The organism is Nonomuraea glycinis (assembly GCF_035920485.1).
Classification (GTDB): domain Bacteria; phylum Actinomycetota; class Actinomycetes; order Streptosporangiales; family Streptosporangiaceae; genus Nonomuraea; species Nonomuraea glycinis.
Genome location: NZ_CP109166.1, coordinates 2242399 through 2261448, shown reverse-complemented (window position 1 = coordinate 2261448; position 19050 = coordinate 2242399). Strand labels below are relative to the sequence as shown.

15 protein-coding genes are annotated in these 19050 nt (G+C 72.0%); 8 read left to right on the top strand and 7 right to left on the bottom strand.

The window, feature by feature from the left end:
• Positions 1 to 98: 98 nt before the first annotated feature.
• Positions 99 to 1028 (top strand): LLM class flavin-dependent oxidoreductase, encoded by a 930-nt coding sequence (locus OHA68_RS10415; RefSeq protein WP_327107429.1) that lies wholly within the window; start codon positions 99 to 101, stop codon positions 1026 to 1028.
• A 50-nt stretch (positions 1029 to 1078) separates the two neighbouring features.
• On the opposite strand, the gene OHA68_RS10410 is transcribed toward OHA68_RS10415, so the two are convergent.
• On the bottom strand, positions 1079 to 1534 hold the full coding sequence (locus OHA68_RS10410) for a TIGR03618 family F420-dependent PPOX class oxidoreductase (protein WP_327107428.1): 456 nt from the start codon (positions 1532 to 1534) through the stop codon (positions 1079 to 1081).
• Positions 1535 to 1686: 152 nt separating this feature from the next.
• Between OHA68_RS10410 and OHA68_RS10405 the strand changes: the two genes are divergently transcribed.
• The 3 genes from OHA68_RS10405 to OHA68_RS10395 are packed head-to-tail and all read left to right on the top strand — an operon-like array spanning position 1687 to position 4357.
• On the top strand, positions 1687 to 2628 hold the full coding sequence (locus OHA68_RS10405) for an alpha/beta hydrolase (protein ID WP_327107427.1): 942 nt from the start codon (positions 1687 to 1689) through the stop codon (positions 2626 to 2628).
• The gene (locus OHA68_RS10400; protein WP_327107426.1) at positions 2625 to 3389 is read left to right on the top strand and encodes an SDR family NAD(P)-dependent oxidoreductase; all 765 of its coding nucleotides are present in this window, start codon (positions 2625 to 2627) and stop codon (positions 3387 to 3389) included. Before OHA68_RS10405 ends, OHA68_RS10400 begins: the two co-directional genes overlap by 4 nt.
• 41 nt (positions 3390 to 3430) lie before the next feature.
• Positions 3431 to 4357 (top strand): NAD-dependent epimerase/dehydratase family protein, encoded by a 927-nt coding sequence (locus OHA68_RS10395; RefSeq protein WP_327107425.1) that lies wholly within the window; start codon positions 3431 to 3433, stop codon positions 4355 to 4357.
• A gap of 150 nt (positions 4358 to 4507) precedes the next feature.
• Here OHA68_RS10395 and OHA68_RS10390 read toward each other — a convergent pair whose 3' ends face one another.
• Genes OHA68_RS10390 through OHA68_RS10380 form a run of 3 tightly spaced genes read right to left on the bottom strand, consistent with a single transcriptional unit; the run spans position 4508 to position 8633 of the window.
• Positions 4508 to 6478: an AMP-binding protein gene (locus OHA68_RS10390; RefSeq protein WP_327107424.1), complete on the bottom strand. Its 1971-nt coding sequence runs from the start codon at positions 6476 to 6478 to the stop codon at positions 4508 to 4510.
• Between the two features lie 21 nt (positions 6479 to 6499).
• Positions 6500 to 7480 (bottom strand): cyclase family protein, encoded by a 981-nt coding sequence (locus OHA68_RS10385; protein WP_327107423.1) that lies wholly within the window; start codon positions 7478 to 7480, stop codon positions 6500 to 6502.
• Positions 7470 to 8633, bottom strand: a complete 1164-nt coding sequence (locus tag OHA68_RS10380; protein WP_327107422.1) for an alpha/beta hydrolase family protein — start codon at positions 8631 to 8633, stop codon at positions 7470 to 7472. The genes OHA68_RS10385 and OHA68_RS10380 overlap by 11 nt, the downstream gene beginning before the upstream one ends.
• A 380-nt stretch (positions 8634 to 9013) precedes the next feature.
• Between OHA68_RS10380 and OHA68_RS10375 the strand changes: the two genes are divergently transcribed.
• Positions 9014 to 11947 carry a BTAD domain-containing putative transcriptional regulator gene (locus OHA68_RS10375; RefSeq protein ID WP_327107421.1) on the top strand — a complete coding sequence of 978 codons (2934 nt, stop codon included), beginning with the start codon at positions 9014 to 9016 and terminating at the stop codon, positions 11945 to 11947.
• A 32-nt stretch (positions 11948 to 11979) separates the two neighbouring features.
• A complete protein-coding gene (locus OHA68_RS10370) occupies positions 11980 to 13161 on the top strand; it encodes an acyltransferase family protein (RefSeq protein WP_327107420.1) in 1182 nt (393 codons plus the stop codon).
• Between the two features lie 9 nt (positions 13162 to 13170).
• On the opposite strand, the gene OHA68_RS10365 is transcribed toward OHA68_RS10370, so the two are convergent.
• Both OHA68_RS10365 and OHA68_RS10360 read right to left on the bottom strand, forming a co-directional pair.
• Complete coding sequence (locus tag OHA68_RS10365; protein WP_327107419.1) at positions 13171 to 14520, bottom strand: TrkH family potassium uptake protein; 1350 nt, start codon at positions 14518 to 14520, stop codon at positions 13171 to 13173.
• 143 nt (positions 14521 to 14663) lie between these two features.
• Positions 14664 to 15692: an NAD-dependent epimerase/dehydratase family protein gene (locus OHA68_RS10360; protein ID WP_327107418.1), complete on the bottom strand. Its 1029-nt coding sequence runs from the start codon at positions 15690 to 15692 to the stop codon at positions 14664 to 14666.
• Between the two features lie 139 nt (positions 15693 to 15831).
• Here OHA68_RS10360 and OHA68_RS10355 point away from each other — a divergent pair, with 139 nt between their 5' ends.
• Together OHA68_RS10355 and OHA68_RS10350 are read left to right on the top strand one after the other, a co-directional pair.
• Complete coding sequence (locus OHA68_RS10355; RefSeq protein WP_327107417.1) at positions 15832 to 16422, top strand: hypothetical protein; 591 nt, start codon at positions 15832 to 15834, stop codon at positions 16420 to 16422.
• 139 nt (positions 16423 to 16561) lie between these two features.
• Complete coding sequence (locus OHA68_RS10350) at positions 16562 to 18187, top strand: AMP-binding protein (protein WP_327107416.1); 1626 nt, start codon at positions 16562 to 16564, stop codon at positions 18185 to 18187.
• Positions 18188 to 18254: 67 nt separating this feature from the next.
• Here the strand turns inward: OHA68_RS10350 and OHA68_RS10345 are convergent, their stop codons facing one another.
• On the bottom strand, positions 18255 to 19037 hold the full coding sequence (locus tag OHA68_RS10345) for a response regulator transcription factor (protein ID WP_225277720.1): 783 nt from the start codon (positions 19035 to 19037) through the stop codon (positions 18255 to 18257).
• Positions 19038 to 19050: the final 13 nt, after the last annotated feature.

The following is a 19050-nucleotide window of genomic DNA, read 5'->3' as shown; positions in this document are numbered from 1 at the left end:
TCTTCACCGGCCGTCGTTCACCGCGGGGTTACGGGCACGGTTCGTAACGTCGCGGGTAACGGCGGCGCGTCAGCCTGAGCCTCCCCAAGGAGGCACACATGTCCGCTGTACGCCCGCGGATCGGGCTTGACCTGCCGCTGCGCTTCGCCGCGGACGCCGGCCCGAGCGCCATCGTCACCTGGCTCCGCGGTATCGACGCCTCACCCGTCGACTCGCTGTGGACCCTCGACCAACTCTCCGGCCGGCTGCCGACGCCGGAGCCGATCGCCCTGCTCGGCTTCGCCGCCGCGCACACCAAGCGCGTCGGGCTCGGCATCGCGGTGCTCGTCGCCCCCGGCCGCAACCCGATCACCGCCGCCAAGGAGCTGAGCACGCTGGATCGGCTCAGCGGTGGCGGCCGGCTCGTCGTCGGCGTCGGCACCGGCGACTCCAGGCTGCTCGGCGCGATGCGGCTGGGCGAGGAGCGGCCGGGAGCGGTGCTCGACGAGTTCCTCACGGTGGTGCGGCGACTCTGGACGGAGCGCGAGGTGGCCCACGACGGGCCGATCTGGCCCTTCACCGGCGTGACGACCTCCCCCCGGCCCGCCGCGCCGCCGCCGCTGTGGATCGGCGGCGGCTCCCTCCCCGCCCTGCGCCGGGCGGTGCGCCTCGGGTCGGGGTGGGTCGCCGCCGGACGGCAGTCGACCGAGCGGTTCGCGGAGCTGGTGGGCCGGCTGGACGAGGTCGCCGAGGCGGAAGGCCGTACCAGGGAGTCGCTGGCCGTCGCCAAACGGGTGTACGTCCTGATCGAAGGGCGGCGTCCCCGTGCCGAGCGGGCGATCGACGCCTGGTTCACCGACTTCTACGGCCGCGCCGAGCTCGGCCGCGAGGTCACCGTGCACGGCGACGTGGCGGCCTGCGCCGAGCAACTGGCCGAGCTGCTCCGCCTCGGCGTCACCGACCTGATCCTGCACCCGCTGGACGAGTCGCCCCAGCACGAGGCGGCGCTGCTCGGCGACCTGCTCCCCGCCCTCGCGGCGGCGCCCTGAGGCGCCACCGCTCAGCGGCTGACGACCCCCGCTCAGCGGGGTCGCGCAGCTCAGCGGGTTGCCGCCGCTGTGCGGGCGAAGTCCCAGCTCGCCCAGTGGGCGGCGCGCACCACGATGCCGACCCGCGCGCCCGACAGCGCCATCTGCCGGTAGTCGGGCCGGTCGGCGTCGGAGTAGTTGCGCGAGATGATCGCCTCCCCGATGCGCAGCAGTCCCTCCTCGTCCTGTACGAACTCCGCGCGGCCGGTGATGGACACCCCCTTCAGGCTCGCGTACGCGTCACCGGACTCCACCAGGCACGCGATGCGCGGGTCGTGCCCCATGTTGCGCGCCTTCACCGACGTCCGTTGCGTCCACATCACGATGTCGTCGTCGAGCACGCCGAACCACATGGTGGCCAGGTGCGGCGAGCCGTCCGGGTTCAGTGTGGCCAGCTGCAGGCTCTTGCACGACAGCAGGTAGCTCATCAGTTCGCCCGATGCGATCGGCAGCGGTCCGTTGCCCATGGCGGGCTCCTTTCTCCCGGGCCCACTACAGCCGCTCAGGCGCACCCGGGAGCGGCGAGGCGCCGGGTAACGCGGCAGGTAATGGGGGAGCGCGTTACGTGGCAGCGGCAGGCCACCAACGGCACTGTCACGCGCAAGGGAGCACTGTCACGATGATCGTGTCGGCGGACAACGAGATACACCTCGATCTTCCCGGCGGCCCGGCGGCCGACGCGGAGATCGTCCACTTCTACAGCGACGGCCTGCGCCTGCACGGCGTCCTGGTGACGCCGCGCGAGCGCACCGGCCCGCTGCCCGCCCTCGTCGCCGGCCAGGGCTGGAGCGGCGCGGTCAACTTCCGCGTGCTGCCGCTGGCCGCCCGGCTGGCGCAGCGGGGATACGCCGTGCTCGCCCTCGACCATCGCGGTTTCGGCGGCAGCCAGGGCGCGCGGCTGCGCTGCGACCCGCACGAGCAGGTGCGGGACATCGCCAACGCGGCCACCTACCTGGCCGGCCGGCCGGACATCGACGGCTCCGCCCTCGGGGTGATCGGCGCCAGCTTCGGCGGCGGCATCGCGGTGGCCGCCGCCGCGGCGGACGAACGCCTCAGGGCGTGCGTCGCCCTCGTCCCCCTCGCCGACGGCCGCCGCTGGCTGCGCGGCCTGCACGGCCCCGAGAACTGGCCCGGCTTCCTCGACCGGCTCGCGCGGGACGAGGTGGCACGGGTACGCACGGGAGCGGGCGAGCGGGTGCCCCTGTCCACGCTCATGCCGCTGCCGCCGAGCCCGGAGGCCGCCGCCGAGGCCGAGCTCATCGCCGCCACCTACCCGGAGGGCTACCCGCTGGAGAACGCCCGGCTGGCGCTGGACTTCTCACCCGAGCGATGGGTGGCCGCGATCGCGCCCCGCGCGCTCTGCCTGATCACCCCGAGCGACGACACGGTGATCCCCGCCGAGCAGTCCACCAGCATGTACGTACGCGCCGGCGAGCCCAAGGCGCTGCACCTGCTGCCGCACGGCGGCCATGGCGGCCCGATGGGCCCGCTCGTCGACACGACCGCGGAGCTGACCGCGTCGTTCCTCGACGCCCACCTGCGCACCACCCCGGCGTCATGACGGCGCCCCTCGCCGGCCGGGTGGCCGTCGTCACGGGTGGCGGCTCGGGCATCGGCCGCGCCACGGTCCGGCGCTTCGTCGCCGACGGCGCCTCGGTGGTGCTCGCCGACCTGTCGGTGGAGTCCGCCGGCGTCGCCGCCGAGCTCGACCCGTCCGGCCGCACGGTGGTGTTCCAGCGTACGGACGTCCGCAGCGCCGAGGAGGTGGCGGCGGCGTTCGCGGTGGCGATGGACCGCTTCGGCAGATGCGACATCGCGGTGAACAACGCCGGCATCATCGCCGGTGGGCCGATCCACGAGGACGGCGCCGACGAGGCGCTCGACCGGGTGTGGCAGGTCTGCGTCGCCGGCGTCTGGTACGGCTGCCGCGCGGCCCTGGAGCACATGCGGCCGCAGGGCGGCGGCGTCATCCTCAACACGGCGTCGGCGGCGGCCCTCTGGCCCACCCCGACCTTCCCGGCGTACGGCATGGCCAAGGCGGCGGTGGTGCACCTGACCCGCTCGCTGGCGGTCGCGCACGGCCGGGAGGGGATCCGGGTCAACGCCGTGGTGCCGGGGCCGACGCGTACCGGGATCTTCGAGGCCGCGGGCGCGGACCACGACGACCTGGAGCAGACGTACGCCGCGAAGACGGCGCTCGGCCAGATGATCGCCCCCGAGGAGATCGCGGACGCCTTCGCCTACCTCGCCTCGGACAGCGCGCGCTCGGTCACCGGCGCCATTCTGCAGGTCGACGCCGGGTACCGGCCGAGCTTCGGGTGACGACACCTTTCCGGACATCTTGCGAATCAGGAGAACTGGGCATGACCTATCTGGTTACCGGCGCGGCCGGGTTCATCGGCTCGTACGTCGTCAAGCAGCTCATGGGTGACGGGCACCAGGTGGTCGCGCTCGACCGCGCGCCCGCCGGGAGCCTTCCGGACGCGCTGACGTACGTACAGGGCGATGTCACGGACTTCGCGCTCATCGCGGATCTGGTGCGCACGCACCGGGTCGAGCGGATCATCCACCTGGCCGCCGAGCTGCACGACCGGTCGGCGGCGCAGCGGGGGCAGTGCATCCAGTCGAACATCGTCGGCACCTACAACGTCCTGGAGGCGGCGCGGCTGTTCGAGGTGCCGCGTACGGTGCTGGCCAGCAGCGCGGCCCTGTTCAACCCGGCCGACAGCGATCCGGAGGTCGCGCTCGCCGAGGACGCCCGGATCCGGGCCGGCGACGTGTACGAGGCCAGCAAGGTCTTCGGCGAGACCATGGCCGAGCATTACCGGCGCGCCCTCGGCGTGGTCAGCACCTCGATCCGGATCGGCCTCGCCTACGGTGCCGCCTGTGAGATCGGCGTGGCCCGCCGGCTGATCGACGAGCTGGTCGCGAAGCCGCTCGCCGGCGAGCCCGGCCGGGCGGCGTACCGCGCCGGGTCGATGATGAACCTCGTCTACATCCACGACGCCGCGGACGCGTTCGTCCGGGCGAGCCAGGGCCCCGAGCCGACGAGCCCCGTCTACCACGTGCGCGGCGACTACCGCAGCGTCGGCGACCTGGTGGAGGTGGCCCGCAAGCTCATCCCCGGAGCGTCGATCGAGGCCGGCGACGCCGACCACCGCTGGCCGATGAACTTCGACGACACGCTGTTCCGGCGGGACTACGGCTACAGCACCCGGTGGACGCTGGAGGCGGCGATGGAGGAGATCGTCGCGGAGAAGCGCGCGGCAACGGGCGCTGTCGCGGAGTAACGCACGACAGCGGACAACGCACGACAGCGGGCAACGGACGACAGCGGGCAACGGCGCGGAGAGGTCCGCGGCGTTGCCCGCCTCTTCGATCACGCAGAAGCGGCCGTGTCGCGGGGTGGCGCGACGACGGCCGCTCGGGAGCGCGCGGTGTCAGGGGGCCGGCGCCGCGCCCTCCTGCCGGGGGAAGTCGGCCAGCGGTTCCGGGCTCTCCAGCGCGGTCACGTCACCGGGGTCGGCCCCGATGTACACGGCACGGGCCACCCGGCGCAGCACCTTGCCGTTGCGCGTCTTCGGCAGCCCGGCCACCGCGTGCACCGCCTTGGGCCGGGTGGCCTTGCCCTCCCGGGCCACGATGGACGCCTCCAGGCGCGGCAGGGCCTCCTGCGGGTCGGCGCCGTCCATCAGCACGACGAAGCAGACCAGCGCCTCGCCTTTGGCCGTGTCGGGGACGCCCACGGCCGCGGCCTCGACCACGTCGGGGTCGTCGACCAGCAACGACTCGATCTCGGCGGGCCCGACCCGTTTCCCGGCCAGCATGATCGTGTCGTCGGAGCGGCCGAGCAGGAACCAGTGCCCGTCGGCGTCGAGGTAGGCGAAGTCGCCCTGCAACCAGTTGCCGGGAAAGCGATCCCAGTAGGTCCGCAGGTAGCGCTCCGGCCCGTCCCACAGCCCCTGGGTCATGCCCGGCCACGGGCCGCGCACGACCAGCTCGCCCACCGCGCCCCGCAGGGACCGGCCGGCCGGGTCGAAGATGTCGGCCGCCATGCCCAGCGTGGTGCCGGAGAACCCGGCGGGCTTGATCGGCCGGTGCACCGAGCCGCTCACGATGGAGGCGCCGCACTCGGTCCCGCCGCTCATGTTGACCAGCGGCAGCCGCCCCTTGCCCACATGGCGGAAGCACCACCACCACGGCTCGACGTTCCACGGCTCGCCGGTACTGGCGATCACCCGCAGGTCCGGCAGCTCGTGCGCGTCGGGCCACTGGTCGCCGAAGCCGGCCAGGATGCGGATCAGCGTGGGCGCGACGCCGAGCACCGTCACACGGTGCCGCTCGACGACCGACCACAGCCGATCCGGGGTGGGGAAGTCGGCGGTGCCCTCGAACAGCACCGCCGTGGCCCCGTTGCCGAACACCGCCGACACGACGTACGCGCCCATCACCCAGCCCATGTCGGTGAGCCACATCAGCCGCTCGCCCGGCTGCATGCCGTACCCGTGCCGGGATTCCTGCGCGAACTTGAACGGCAGGCCCGAGTGAGTGTGCAGGCAGCCCTTGGGCCGGCCGGTGCTCCCGGAGGAGTAGAGCAGGATGCAGGGTGTCTCGGCGTCGAAGACCGGCGTCTCGGTGACCGGCTCGGCCACGGCGAGCGCCTCGTCCCACCACTCGTCGCGGCCGTCCACCAGGGTGAGGTCCCGGCCCAGGCGGCGGACGACGAGTACGGTGCGCAGGTCGGGAGCGTCGGCGGCGGCCTCGTCGGCCGTCTCCTTGATCGGCACGAGCTTGCCGCGGCGTTCGAAGCCGTCGGCGGTGACCATCAGCTTGGCCTTGGAGTCGAGCAGCCGCTCGCGCACCGGCGTCGGCCCGAAGCCGCTGAAGAACGGCGCGACGATGGCGCCGATCTTCGCCGCGGCCAGCATGACCACGACGGCCTCCGGCACCATCGGCAGATACAGGGCGACCACGTCGCCCACCCCGACGCCGCGGGCGACGAACGCGCCCGCGGCCAGGTCGATCTGCTCCTTCAGCTCGCCGTACGTGACCGTCCGCGTCGAGCCGTCGTCGCCTTCCCAGACGATGGCCTCGTCGGCCTCGCGCCCCTGCTCGATCCACCGGTCGATCGCGTAGTCGGCCCAGTTGAGCCCGCCGCCCTTGAAGAAGTGCGGGAACTGCGGGCCGTCCGACAGATCGAGCACCTTGTCGTACGGCTTCAGCCAGCGCAGCCCGACGTCGTCGGCGGCGGCGGCCCAGAACCACTCCGGGTCGGTCGCGGCGCGGGCCGCGACCTCGTCGAACGTGGTGAGGCCGTGCCGCGCCGCCATCCGGCCCAGCGGGGTGCCGGGGAAGTCGGCGGGGTCGGGCTCCCACGCGACGGGGAGCCGGTTCAGCTCATCGACGTTCACCGACGACCTCCTTGGAGCCGGTCACTTGATCGCCATCGGGTTGAGGGGCGAGCCTACGGCCTTGGTGAACGGCAGCGGCCCGGCCGCGAACATGAACTCGTAGACGCCGTCGTCGGCGCAGTCCTGGGCCAGCTTCTCCAGGTCGAAGATCTCCCCGATCAGCAGGCCGGCGTTGACGAGCAGCACGATGTGCACCGGCTGGAAGATGGCGTCGAGCTCGTTGGGCCGTACCTCCATCCCCCAGGTGTCGGTGGCGACCCCGGCGATCTCGTTCCCGCAGATCCAGTGCGCCGAGTCGAGGCTGAGCCCGGGTGCGTCGCCCGCCGCGTAGGTGCCCCACGAGCCCCGCTCCCGGCACAGGGCGATGTGCCCGGTGCGGACCAGGACGAAGTCGCCGCGGCCGACGGTGACGCCCTGCGCGGCGGCGCAGGCGGCCAGCTCGGCGCTGTCGATGCCCTGCCCCGGCTCCAGCCAGGGCACGCCCCGGTGGCGGGGGATGTCCAGCAGGACGCCCCGGCCGACCACCTTCTCGGTGGCCAGGTGGATGGCGTTCTTCTCGGCCCCGGTGCTGGAGACGTGCTCCAGCCCGTAGCCGTTGTACATCTTGCCCTCGTAGAAGACGTGCGACAGCGCGTCCCACTGGGTGCCGCACTGCAGCGGCATGTAGATGGCGTCGTCGGCGTAGCGCAGCTTGGCCATGTGGTCCTGGGCGCCGATGACCGCGTCGCCGCCGTCCTGCAGCATGAAGTGCAGGGGATTGACCCGCCCGCCCCAGCCGTTCTGCGGCCCGTCGCCGTCGTACGGCAGCGCGCAGGAGATGACCTTGCCCTGGCGGACCAGGCCGGCCGCGGCGACGACCATCTCCGGCTCGATGTAGTTGAGCGTGCCGAGCTGGTCGTCGGGACCCCACTTGCCCCAGGTCCGGTATCGCTCGCACAGCGCGTGCACGTCGTCGATCGTCACCTGCTTCGGCGTGCTGACCTCGCCGGTGTCAGTGATCATTACGCTGCCTCCGCCCGGGGCTCCCCTGCGCGGGCAGGGTGCCGAAACGCTGTCCGAACCAGTCGGCGATCAGCTGCCGGGCCGGGTCGGGCTCGTCGGTCTGGCAGTGCTCGGCGCCGCCTTCGGCCACCGTGAAGATCCGGAGCTGCTTGTCCGCCGAGCCGGCGGCGGCGAAGGCCTTGTGCGCGTCCTCGACCGCCACCTGCCGGTCGTTCTCGCCGTGCACGATCAGCAGCGGCTGCGTCAGCTTCGGCAGCACGTCCACGAGCGTCCACTGCTTGACCCGCTCCAGGCCGGCCTCCATCGTGTCGGTGCCCATCACCCACGGGAGCTGGAACCACGGCACCGACACCGTCTTGGACCGGGTGCCCCAGCGCTTCTCCCAGGTGGCGCCCCAGTCCCAGATGCCGCCCCAGGCGGCGCAGGCCTTGATCCGGGGCTCGAAGGCCGCCGAGCGCGGGGCGTAGTAGCCGCCCAGGCTGATGCCCATGACGCCGATCCGGTCCGCGTCCACGTCCGAGCGGGTCTCGAGGTAGTCGATGACGGCGCCGGTCGGGACCTCGTAGTCGGGGCGGGACGGCACGCCGCGCAGCCGCAGCGGCTCGCCCACGCCGGGGCTGTCCATCACCAGGCAGGTGATGCCCCGGCGGGCGAACTCCTCCTCGACGAAGCCGTACAGGATCTCCTTGGTGACGTCGAAGCCGCCGTAGAAGATGACGACGGGGGCGGGCTCCGGCGTGTGCGCCGGGATGAGGTAGCCCGGCAGGATGCCGTCGGGGGAGGGGACCTCGATCCGTTCCACGTTCAGCGGCACCAGCTCGACGGCCCTGGCGAAGGAGTCCAGCGCGGCCTGGTAGCTCGCGGTCTTCTCCGGTCCGGGCGGGATCTGCCGCTCGCCGCTGGCGTGGTAGACCGAGGCGCGCAGGTAGCGCGCGCCGGCGCTGCGGTGCAGCCCGGCCTTGAGGTCCTGCGCGGCCTGCTCTTCCTGCTGTTCGGCCATGCCCCGCCACGCTTCACCCCATGCGGCGGAGTCCGGTTCGCCCTCGCGCAGCGGGGCCAGCCAACGGTTCATCTCGCCGATCGACGCGCCCGCCATGAGGGCGAGGTTGAAGGCCGACGACCACATGTAGTTGTCAGGGAAGTAGGAGAACAAGGCGGGGGCTCCGTTCGCGTGCTGTGAAAAGACGGGTGCGCTCCGCGAATCACTTCACCTTGCCCGCGTTACCGCCGTCGTTAGACCCCCGGAAGGGCGGTGACGGTGATGCCTGGCGGTCAGGCTGGCTACGCCTCTTTGCATAGTGGTATCAATGCCCCAAAGATCATCAAAGTAGATGTTAACGCTCAAATAAGCGTTAACTTACGCGAAACACTTGACACTTCTCTCGCTGTGCCTCATTGATTGAACAGCGGCCCCGCTGTACCTCCCGGTGGGGGCTCCGTGAAGCTCTACCTGGGTGAACAGAGGCATGCATGATCTTGAGCCACAAAGTGCTACCTCCGGGACTGCCGCGCGCGACCATCGCCCGAGATCGATTGGATGAGCAGTTCTCCGCTCTTCTGGAGGATCACGAGACCATCGCGGTGTTCGCCGCCGCGGGATCCGGCAAGACGGTGCAGACCCGCATGTTCGCGGCCCGTTACGGCTGGCCGCTGGCCTGGGTGACGCTCGACGTCGGCGACCGCAGCGCGTCGCGACTGATGATCTATCTGGCCGAGGCCCTCTCCGAGGTGAACCCCGAAGCGCCCACCATGGTCAACAACTGGCTGGAGGGCGGCTTCCCGGCGGCGGAGGTGGCCGCGATGCTCGCCGAGAGCATCGCCGACCAGTCCCTGCTGCTGGTGGTCGACGACTGCGAATGGCTGGTGGGCGGGGAGGAGGCGCTCACCGTCCTGGGCGTCTTCCTGGACTACCTGCCGCCGAGCGTCCGTACGATCATCGTGAGCCGCGAGGACCTCGACGGGCCGATCGGCCGGATGATGCTGCAGGGCCGGATCGGCCGGATGAGCGGCGAGGACCTGGCGCTGACCGTGGGCGAGGCCCGCACGCTGCTCGCCGCGCACGGCCAGGGCGACCGGGACCCGGCGCCGCTCATGGCGGCCACCCAGGGCTGGATCGCCGCCGTCGCCTTCGACATCGTCCCCGGCCTGCAGCCGGAGAACGGGCCGGACTCGCTGGCCGCCTTCGTCGCGCGCGAGATCCTGGCCCGCCTCCCCGAGGACGAGCAGGAGTTCCTGCTGCGCACGTCGATCCCGGCGACCGTCACGGCACGGGCCGCCGCCGCCCTCTGCGGCGACCGGGGTTACGCGCTGTGGCAGTCGCTCGGCTCGCGCCACCTGCCCGCGACCAAGGTGGACCGCGCGCTCGTCTACCACCCGCGGTTCCGGCAGTTCCTCCGCGAGCAACTCCAGGCTCGTCTGCCCAGCGAACTGCCCAGGCTGCAGAGCCGGTACGCCCACATGCTCGAAGACCTCGGCATGTCGGAGGAGGCCGTCGAGAACTACCTCGACGCGGGCGAGCTGGACAAGGCCGCCGACGTGGCCGAGCGGGCCGTCGCGGCGCTGGCCACCCGGGCGGACTGGCAGGTGCTGCTGCGCTGGCTGGACGCCTTCGGCCCGGAGGCGGTCGAGTCCCGCCCGATCCTCCTCGGCGCCCGCCTGCGCGCGCTGTACGGGGTGCGCCGCATTCCGGAGGCCCAGGCGCTCATCCGCCGGCTGCACCAGGAGGGGACGCTGAGCGACGTCGCCAAGGCCGACCCCGGCAGCGTCGCCTTCCTCGGTTACGCCATGCAGTGGCGCCCGGCCGAAGCACTCGAACTGATCCGCAACTACGAGGGCGACTACCGGGCGGACGCCGTACGGTACGAGCTGGAGGCGGTGGCCGGTCGCGAGCCGGTGGCCCCGCCGCCCGGCCTCGACTGGGGCGACAGCGAGCGCGTCTACACGTGGGGCCTGCTGGTGCAGGGCCGGCTGGACCAGATGCTGCGGATGCTGCCGAGCGAGGGCGACTGGCCGCCACGCTCGTTCTACCGCACGCCGCACCCGCTGCTCGCGCTGGTCTGGCGGGGCGAGCTCGCGCTGGCCCGCGAACTGCTCGACGAGGTGCCCGAGGCGATCAGGTCCGGCGCGCACACCGACCTGTGGTTCTTCCATGACGCGTGGCTGCTGTGGGCCGAAGGGCAGCACGAGAAGGCGCTGTGGGCCGCCGAGGCCGCCGTCGAGCACAGCCGTAAGACCCGGTTCGGCTGGGAGCCGTGCTTCGAGGTCGTGGTCGGCGCCCTGCAACTCGCGCTCGGTCAGGTGGACGACGCCCGCATGACCCTGGCCGACGCGATCAGCCGCTCGGCCGCGAGCGGCAACCGCTGCTACGTCGAATGGGGGCAGACCTTCCAGGGGCTGGCCTACCTGCGCATCGATCGGCCCGAGGACGCCGCGCGGGTGCTGCGCACCGCGACCGAGGGCATGCGGGCCGCCGGCCGCACGCTGATGCTGCCCTTCGCGGCCACCTACCTGGCCGAGGCCGAGGCCCTGCTCGGTTTCACCGAGGCGGCGTCGGCCGCCATCGAGCTGGCCTACGAGACCGCGAGCGCCACCGGCTGCCTGTTCGTCCTGAAGAACGCGCTCAACGACGTGCCGGCGGTGCTGCGCCGCCAGATCGAGAGCGACGTCAGCGGCACCCGCTGGCGGCAACTGGCCGGGCAACGGCCGCCCGCGGCGCGCAAGCGGCAGCCGGCGACGCCCTCCGAGCGCATGGTCATCGTCGACGTGCACACGCACGGCCCGGTGCTCGACCTGATCGTCGACGGCGTGCCACGCTGCTCGCGCCGTACGAAGGTGCTGGAGCTGGCCGCCTACCTCGCGCTGCACCCGGAGGGGGTGGAACGGCACCGCCTCCAGGAGCGCCTGTTCCCGGACGCCGACCCCCGCCGGGGCGGCAACTACTTCCGCCAGGTGGTGCACAAGCTGCGCCAGGCGACGGGCGTGAACCTGGCCAGGACGGCACTGGGCCACGTCTGCTGGGCCGACGGCCTGTACGTCGACAGCACCGACCTGCGCTTCGAGCGCATGATCAGAGAGGCGTACGGGCTCCAGGGCGAGGAGAGGCTGGACCGGATCGAGTCCACGCTGTCGATCGTCCAGGGACCGTACCTTCCGGAGAGCGAGCTGGAGTGGGCCGAAGAGCGCCGTAACGAGCTGGAAGTGATGATCGTCGACGCGGCCCTCGAAGGGGCGCAGCTGGCGCTGTCCCTGGGCTTTATGGAGCGTGCCAAAAAGGCGGCGTCGTTCGCGATCAGCCGGGATCCGTTCTGTGAGTCCGCCTACTGCGTGCGGATGCGGGTCGAAGGGGCCCTCGGCTCCTCGCACGCCGTGCTGGCCGAGTATCAACGACTGACCGCGGCTCTCACCGAGCTCGGCGTGGAGCCGGCGCAGTCGACCAGGCAGTTGGTGCGTGAACTGCGGGGCACCTGAATGGCGTCATGTCTCCGATATCGTCGGGGCATATGGCGACCACTCCTGCCGTAACCACCCATACGGCGCCTTCCCGGCTTGCATGGCTGGACGCGCTGCGGGGCATCGGCGCGCTCGCGGTCGTGTGCGAGCATCTGAGCACCTGGGCCATGCCCTGGCTGCGGCCCGTGTCGTACAACGCGGGAGTGTACGGCGTTCTGGTGTTCTTCCTGGTCAGCGGATACATCATCCCGGCCTCGCTGGAGCGGCACGGGGACGTGCGGGCCTTCTGGATCGGCCGCTTCTTCCGGCTGTACCCGCTCTACCTCGCGGCCAGTTGCGTCGTCCTGGCCATGGCGTGGTGGATCCCCATCCGTCAGGAGGTGGCCAGGGACGCCTCGACCGTGGCCGCGCACGCGACGATGCTGCTCGACGTGGTCGGCGTGGGCGGCGTGCTGAACACCATGTGGACGCTGTCGTACGAGATGGTCTTCTATCTGATCGCCGCCGCGCTGTTCGTCGTCGGGGTGCGGGACGGCCGGGGGCTGATCCCGGTGCTGTTCGGGGTGACGTGCGCCGTCGTGGGCCTGGTCCTGTCCGGGCCGCCGGTGTCGGGGCGGTGGGTGGCGTGGGCGTCGTTCGCGGTGTTCGTCATCGGTCTGGCGTGCGTGGTCTCCGGCCGTGGCCGTAAGGCGGGGGCGAGCGCGCTGGGCGTCATGGCGCTGGCGCTGGTGCTCTTGTGCAGCAACGTGCCCTGGTTCGCCGCGGCGGTGCTCGCGGTCATGTTCGCCGGCACGACGATCCACCGGTGGGAGCGCGGCGACGGGCCGCTGTGGCCGGTGGCCGTCGCCGCCCTGCTCGTGACGCTGACGCCGCTCTGGGCGCTCAACGCCGGCTGGTGGTGGGTGCGGCCGCCCGTGTGGAGCCTCACCATCGGCCTGGTGATCGTCACCTTCGCGGCCGCCATGGCCTGGCGGGCCCGCCGGGTGCCGGCCTTCCTCAGCTGGCTCGGCGCGATCAGCTACTCCCTCTACCTGGTGCACCTGCCGATCCTGCTCGTCTTCATGCGGGTGGCCGGGGAGATGCGCGGGGCGCCGCCGCTCGCGCAGATCGGCGTCGGCGTGGCCTTCCTCGGCCTGCTCCTGCCGGCCAGCTGGCTGTCCTACCGCTACCTTGAGCTGCCCATGCAGCGCCTCGGCCGCCGCCTGGCCGTCCGGTACGCGCCGGCCCGGTGACCCCGGGGGTCAGCCGACGATCATCCGCTCCTCGGGCAGCTCGTAGTGCCGGGTGCGTTTCTTCAGGGCGAGCGCCGAGCCGAGGGTGAGCGGACCGATCCGGCCCACGAACATCAGCACGCTGAGCAGCACGTGCCCGCCCACCGAGATGTCGGGCGTGATGCCGGTGGACAGGCCGTTGGTGGCGAAGGCCGAGACGGCCTCGAAGAGCAGCTGGTCCAGGCTGTGCGGGGTCAGCGTCATCAGCAGCCAGGTGGAGGTCACCACCAGGCTGACCCCCATGAGGCCGATGGTGACCGCCTGGCGCTGGGTGGACTCCGGCAGCCTGCGGTGGGCGATGTTGACCTGGGTCTCGCCGCGCAGCTCCGCCCAGATGATGAACAGCAGGAAGCCGAAGGTGGTGAGCTTGATGCCGCCCGCCGTCCCGGCGCTGCCGCCGCCGATGAACATGAGCACGTCGGTGACCAGCCAGCTGGACGGCTCCATCTGGCCGATGTCGATGCTGTTGAACCCGGCCGAGCGCGGCATGACCGCGGCGAAGAAGCTGGCGAGCAGCTTGCCGGGGTTGTCCAGCGGGCCCATGGTGGCCGGATTGCGGGCCTCGGTCACCAGGAAGATGAGCGTGCCGGCGGTCAGCAGGATGACGGTCAGGCTCATGGTGAGCCGGGTCAGCATCGACCAGCTGCTGGGACGACGCCAGGACCGCAGGAGCTCGAAGACCACGGGAAAGCCCAGGCCACCGATGATCACCGCGATCGCGATGGTGAGGCAGATCCACGGGTCGGCGACGAAGCGCATCAGGTTGTCCGGCCACAGCGCGAAGCCCGCGTTGTTGAAGGCCGACACCGCGTGGAAGCCGCCCAGGTAGAGCGCCCTGCCGAAGGGTTCGCCGTACGTGATGGCGAAGCGGCCGGTGAGGACCGCGGCCACGATGAGCTCGCAGACCAGGCTGAACACCACGACCTTGCGCACCACCTGGCGCAGGTTGGCCGCGTTGACGGACTTGGTCTCCAACTGGGTCGACATCCGGGCGCGCAGGCCGATCTTGCCGGAGATGAGCAGGGTGAAGAGGGTGGCCAGCGTCATGATGCCCAGCCCGCCCGCCTGGATCAGCAGGGCGATGACGACCTCGCCGAAATCCGACCAGTAGGACGCGGTGTCCACGACGACCAGCCCTGTCAGGCACACCGCGGAGGTGGCGGTGAACAGGGCGGTGAGCCAGGGCGCCGGGTCACCCGTCGTGGTGGCGAGTGGCGTGGTCAGCACGGCGGTGCCGATGAGGATCGTGACGCCGAAACCGACGGCCAGCACCGTGGCGGGATGCCGGACGCGGTCGGGGCCCGCCGATGAGCGCCGCATCAAGGCCGCGCACCGACCTCGGGCCGGTGGCCGTCGCTCCTGCCAGCCAACGATCATCCTTTCCTCGGGTCGGGGTGCGCTCCTTCGGCGGTGGCCGACCCGGGTGTCCCGGCGCGACTCGCATCAGCGCGATGCCGGGCTGGTCACCCGGGCGGGGCCAGCTTACGGGCCGCGCCGCGCACATCTGCGGCGAGGGCCGCCAGGAGCTCGCGTTCGCGGGCGGCGGTGAGGCCGGCGCGCCGGGGGCGGTCGAGGCCCTGCTCACGCTCCCAGGCCAGCACGTCGGCGAGCAGCTCGGCCCGGGGGCGGTGGCGCAGGCCGGTCTTCGCCGCCGCCGCGCCCGAACGCGCCGACCAGCCTTCCCAGCCGGGCGTGGCCAGCCACATGGGCAGCGACTCGTCCCCCATGTACTCGTTGACCCCCTGAGCCAGCAGCCAGGACGACTCGGCGCTGACCACCGGGCCGGTGTGGCCGCCGAGCTGCCGGGACTGCTCGATCCAGGCGTTGAACGGCACGACCGGCCCGACGGCGTCGTAGGTGCCGGTGACGCCGGACCGGGCGCAGTCGAGGATCCAGCCGGCCAGGTCGCGCACGTCGATCGCCTGGGTGGGAGCCTGCGGGGTGTCGGGCACGAGCATCGGGTCCTGGGGAGCGCGCGCGGCCCGAGCCACCCAGTAGCCGGTGCGGCCGCTGTGGTCACCGGGGCCGCCGATCAGCCCGGCCCTGGTGATGAGCAGCCGGTCGGCCACCGCCGCCGCGGACGCCTGCTCACAGGTCACCTTCGCCTCGCCGTACAGCTCCCGATCCACTTCTTGCAGGTCGGTGGCCGGCAGGAGAGGCGTGGACTCGTCCGCGCCGATCTCGTCCCGCTCTGCGTAGGCGCTGACGGACGAGACGTAGGTCCAGTGCGCGGCCCGCTCGCCGAGGGCCGCGAGCGCCGCGCGGACGAAGCCCGGCTGCCAGGACACCTCGACCACCGCGTCCCAGTCGCGGCCGAGCACCCCGTCGTACGCCTCGGGGGAACGCCGGTCGGCGGTCACCAGTGTCGCGCCGTCGGCCACCGGCCCGCTCTCACCCCGCGCCAGACAGGTCACCGCATGCCCACGCTCGACCGCCAGGCCGCTCACCACCCGCCCCAGCCACGCCGTCCCACCGAGAATCAGTACGTTCATGCCTGGTAGTCAACCGCCCCGCGCGCCCGACTGGGGAAACGTTCGCAGGTGGCGTATTTGCGACCAGATGCCCAAGTTTCAGGACGACTCGATCGGCCGACCTTGGCACCTGTCCGGTCGGATGGCGAAGGTCGGACCCATGACAGATCTCGCTACCGAAGAACCCCGAACCACCCCGCCCTCCGTGCTGACGTTCCTGGCGCACCGCTGGCCCACCTGGTGCGGCCTGGCGGCCATGGCCGTGTCCGTCTTGGACATGACCACGGAAATGGACGACGGTCGCAGCCAGGGGCTCGTTGTGTTCCTGGCCGCGCTGATCTACCTCGCCACCGCGGTGGTGGGCCGGCCGGGGGTGGTCTGGCCGCTGTTCGGCGTCTCCGTGGTGGCGGTGACGCTGCTGCGCCTGTTCGACGTACAGTTGTGGACCGTGCTGGTCGCCGGCGCGGTCGCCATCGCGATCGTCGGCCTGGCGGGCGGCCTGTTGCGCGGGCCACGGCTCAGCGCCGCTCAGGTCCCCGCCATGCTGGTCTTCGGCGGGGCCGCCCTCGCCGCGCTGTCCCTCGACCCCGCCCTCGGCAGTTACCTCGTCGCCGCGGCCCTGATCGGCCATGCCGTGCTCGACATGATCGCCTGGCGGGCCAGAGAGGTCGTGACCCGGTCGCTCGCCGAGTTCTGCGCCGTCCTCGACCTCACCCTCGGCCTCGCCATCATCGTCCTCCAGGTGATCTGATCGTACCTACGTCATTTGTCCTGTCCGTCGTTGGTCATCCGGCGAGGAGAGGGCCAGTCTTTGGGGTCGTGTCCCAGAGCGCCGCCCGCGCCTACCGTGTGGCGAAGATGGGCCGAGAGCGAGAGAAGGGACCGATCTGATGGACGTCTCCTTCGGCACGATCTGGGAGGCCGTTGCTCGGAGCCTGCCCGAAGCCGTGGCCATCTCGGAGCCAGGTCGCGACTACACCTACGCCGAGTTCGACGACCGGGCCGCGCGACTGGCCACGGCGCTGGTAAGTGCCGGGGTCGGGCCGGGTGACAAGGTGGCCTGCTATCTGTACAACGGCGCGCCGTACCTGGAGACCGTCTTCGCCGCGTTCAAGATCGGCGCCGTGCCGGTCAACGCGAACTACCGCTACACCGGCGAGGAGCTGTCCTCGGTGCTGGAGGACGCCGACGCGGCGGCGGTCGTCTTCAGCGGCGAGCTCGCCGCCAACGTCGCGCACGCCGCGCGGACGGTGTCCACGCTGCGCCTGCTCGTCCGGGTCGGCGCCCGCGCCGAGGGCGCGGCCGGTCCCGAGGCGATCGAGCTGAACGACCTCCTCGCCGCGACCGACCCCCGGCCCGCCGAACCGCGGCCGAGCTCGGACCAGCTGTTCATGTACACGGGCGGCACCACAGGCAGGCCGAAGGGCGTCATCTGGCGGCAGGGCGACCTCCTGCACTCGATCGCGGTAGCGATCTTCCATCCGCTCGGCGTACCGGCACTGCCCGAGACGCTCGGCGAGGCGGTGGAGATCGCGGTGAGCGCGCGGGCGGGGGGCCGCGCGCCCGCCACGATGCCGGTGGTCCCGCTCATGCACGGCACCGGCCTGTTCAACTCGATGGGCGCCCTGCTCGTCGGCGGGCGGGTCATCACCGCGCGCCAGGGCGGGTTCGACGCGCGGCACATCTGGGAGACCGTCGCCGAACAGCGGGCCAACACGATCATCGTGGCCGGGAACGCCGTGGCCCAGCCGCTGGTCAAGGAGCTCATCGCCGCCGAGCAGGCGGGCCGGCCGCACGATCTCGGGCCGCTCAGATCGGTGCTCAGCTCCGGTACGGCCTTCAGCGACCGGCTCAAGCGGGCCCTGCACGAGCGCACCGACGTCACGATCATCGACGCGATCGCCTCCAGCGAGGGCGGCCCGTTCGCCTTCGCCATCACCTCCTCGGTCGACGACCTGCCGGGCCGGTTCCTCCCGGTCCCCGCGACCAAGGTCATCGCCTCCGACGACACGGAGGTCGTCCCCGGCAGCGGGCAGGCGGGCATGCTCGGCTATTCCGGGCCGATGCCGCTCGGCTACTACAAGGACACCACCAAGACCGCGGCCACGTTCCGGGTCATCGACGGGGTCCGCTACGCCATCCCCGGTGATCTCGTGGAGGTGGCGGCGGACGGGGCGATCCGGTTCCTCGGCCGCGGCTCAGGGGTGATCAACACGGGTGGGGAGAAGGTGTTCCCCCAGGAGGTCGAGAACGCGCTGCTCACCCACCCGGCGGTGACCGACGCCATCGTGGTGGGGGCCCCGGACGACACCTGGGGCGAGCGCGTCTCGGCGGTGATCGCCACGTCGGACGACACCCTGACGGAGAAGGACCTGCGGGACTGGGTCCGCCGCAGCCTGGCCGGCTACAAGGTCCCCCGCGCCATCGTGATCATGTCCGCCCTGCGCAGAACGCCCACGGGCAAACTCGAGGTGTCGTGGGCCAAGGGCGTCGTCCAGGAGCACGCCCGAAGCTGACCCAGCGAGTGCTCACGCTCGCCGATCTTCGATGCCCGGTCGCCGCTCCGTGGGCCGGAGAGGCCGCTCAGTGCTCCTCGTACGGGTGCGTGCGCGGCGCGGCCAGCCGGTAGCCGACCCCGCGGACGGTCTGGATCACGCTGTCGTCGGTGTCGCCGAGCCGCGCCCGCAGCCGCTTGACGTGCACGGCGATCGTGTTGGTCGCGACGTTGTCCCCCGAGGCGTGCCAGACGTGCCGCATGATCTGCTCCCGCGTGACCGTCCGGTCGAGGTTGCGCATCAGGTAGTGCAGCAGCTCGAACTCGCGCAGCGGCAGGTGCACCACGTCGCCGTCGACCCGGACCTGGTAGGCGTTGAGGTCGAGCTCCACGTTGCCCACCGTCAGGACCCGGTTGCCGCCGGCCTCACCCGACGCGGTGGCCTGCACCAACGGCAGAAGCTCGTGCAGCCGGTACGGCATGGCGACGCAGGCGGTCGCCCCCGCGGCCAGCGCCTGGACCGCCAGTTCCGCGTGCCCCTCGCCCACGCCCAGCAGCACCGGCATCGGCCGGCTGGCGCGGATCGCCTTGATGAAGTCCACCGCGCCGATGAGCGGCAGCGAGGCGCTCACCAGCACCACGTCCGGCCGCAGGGCGCCGGCCTGGAGAAGCGCCTGGGCGCCGTCGGACACGCCGGTGACGCCCACGCCCTCTCGTCCCAGCGCGTCCGCGAGCAACTGCAGGCCGGCCGTGTCCGGGTCGGCCACCAGCAGCATGGGCACGCTGGCGGGCGCCCCCTGGCGTGCTCGGGTCAGGCTCTCACCGCCTCGGGCGTCCTCGCCCCCGTCGAGTGTTGCCTGCGGCTGGGTCACCCGGAGCCTCCTA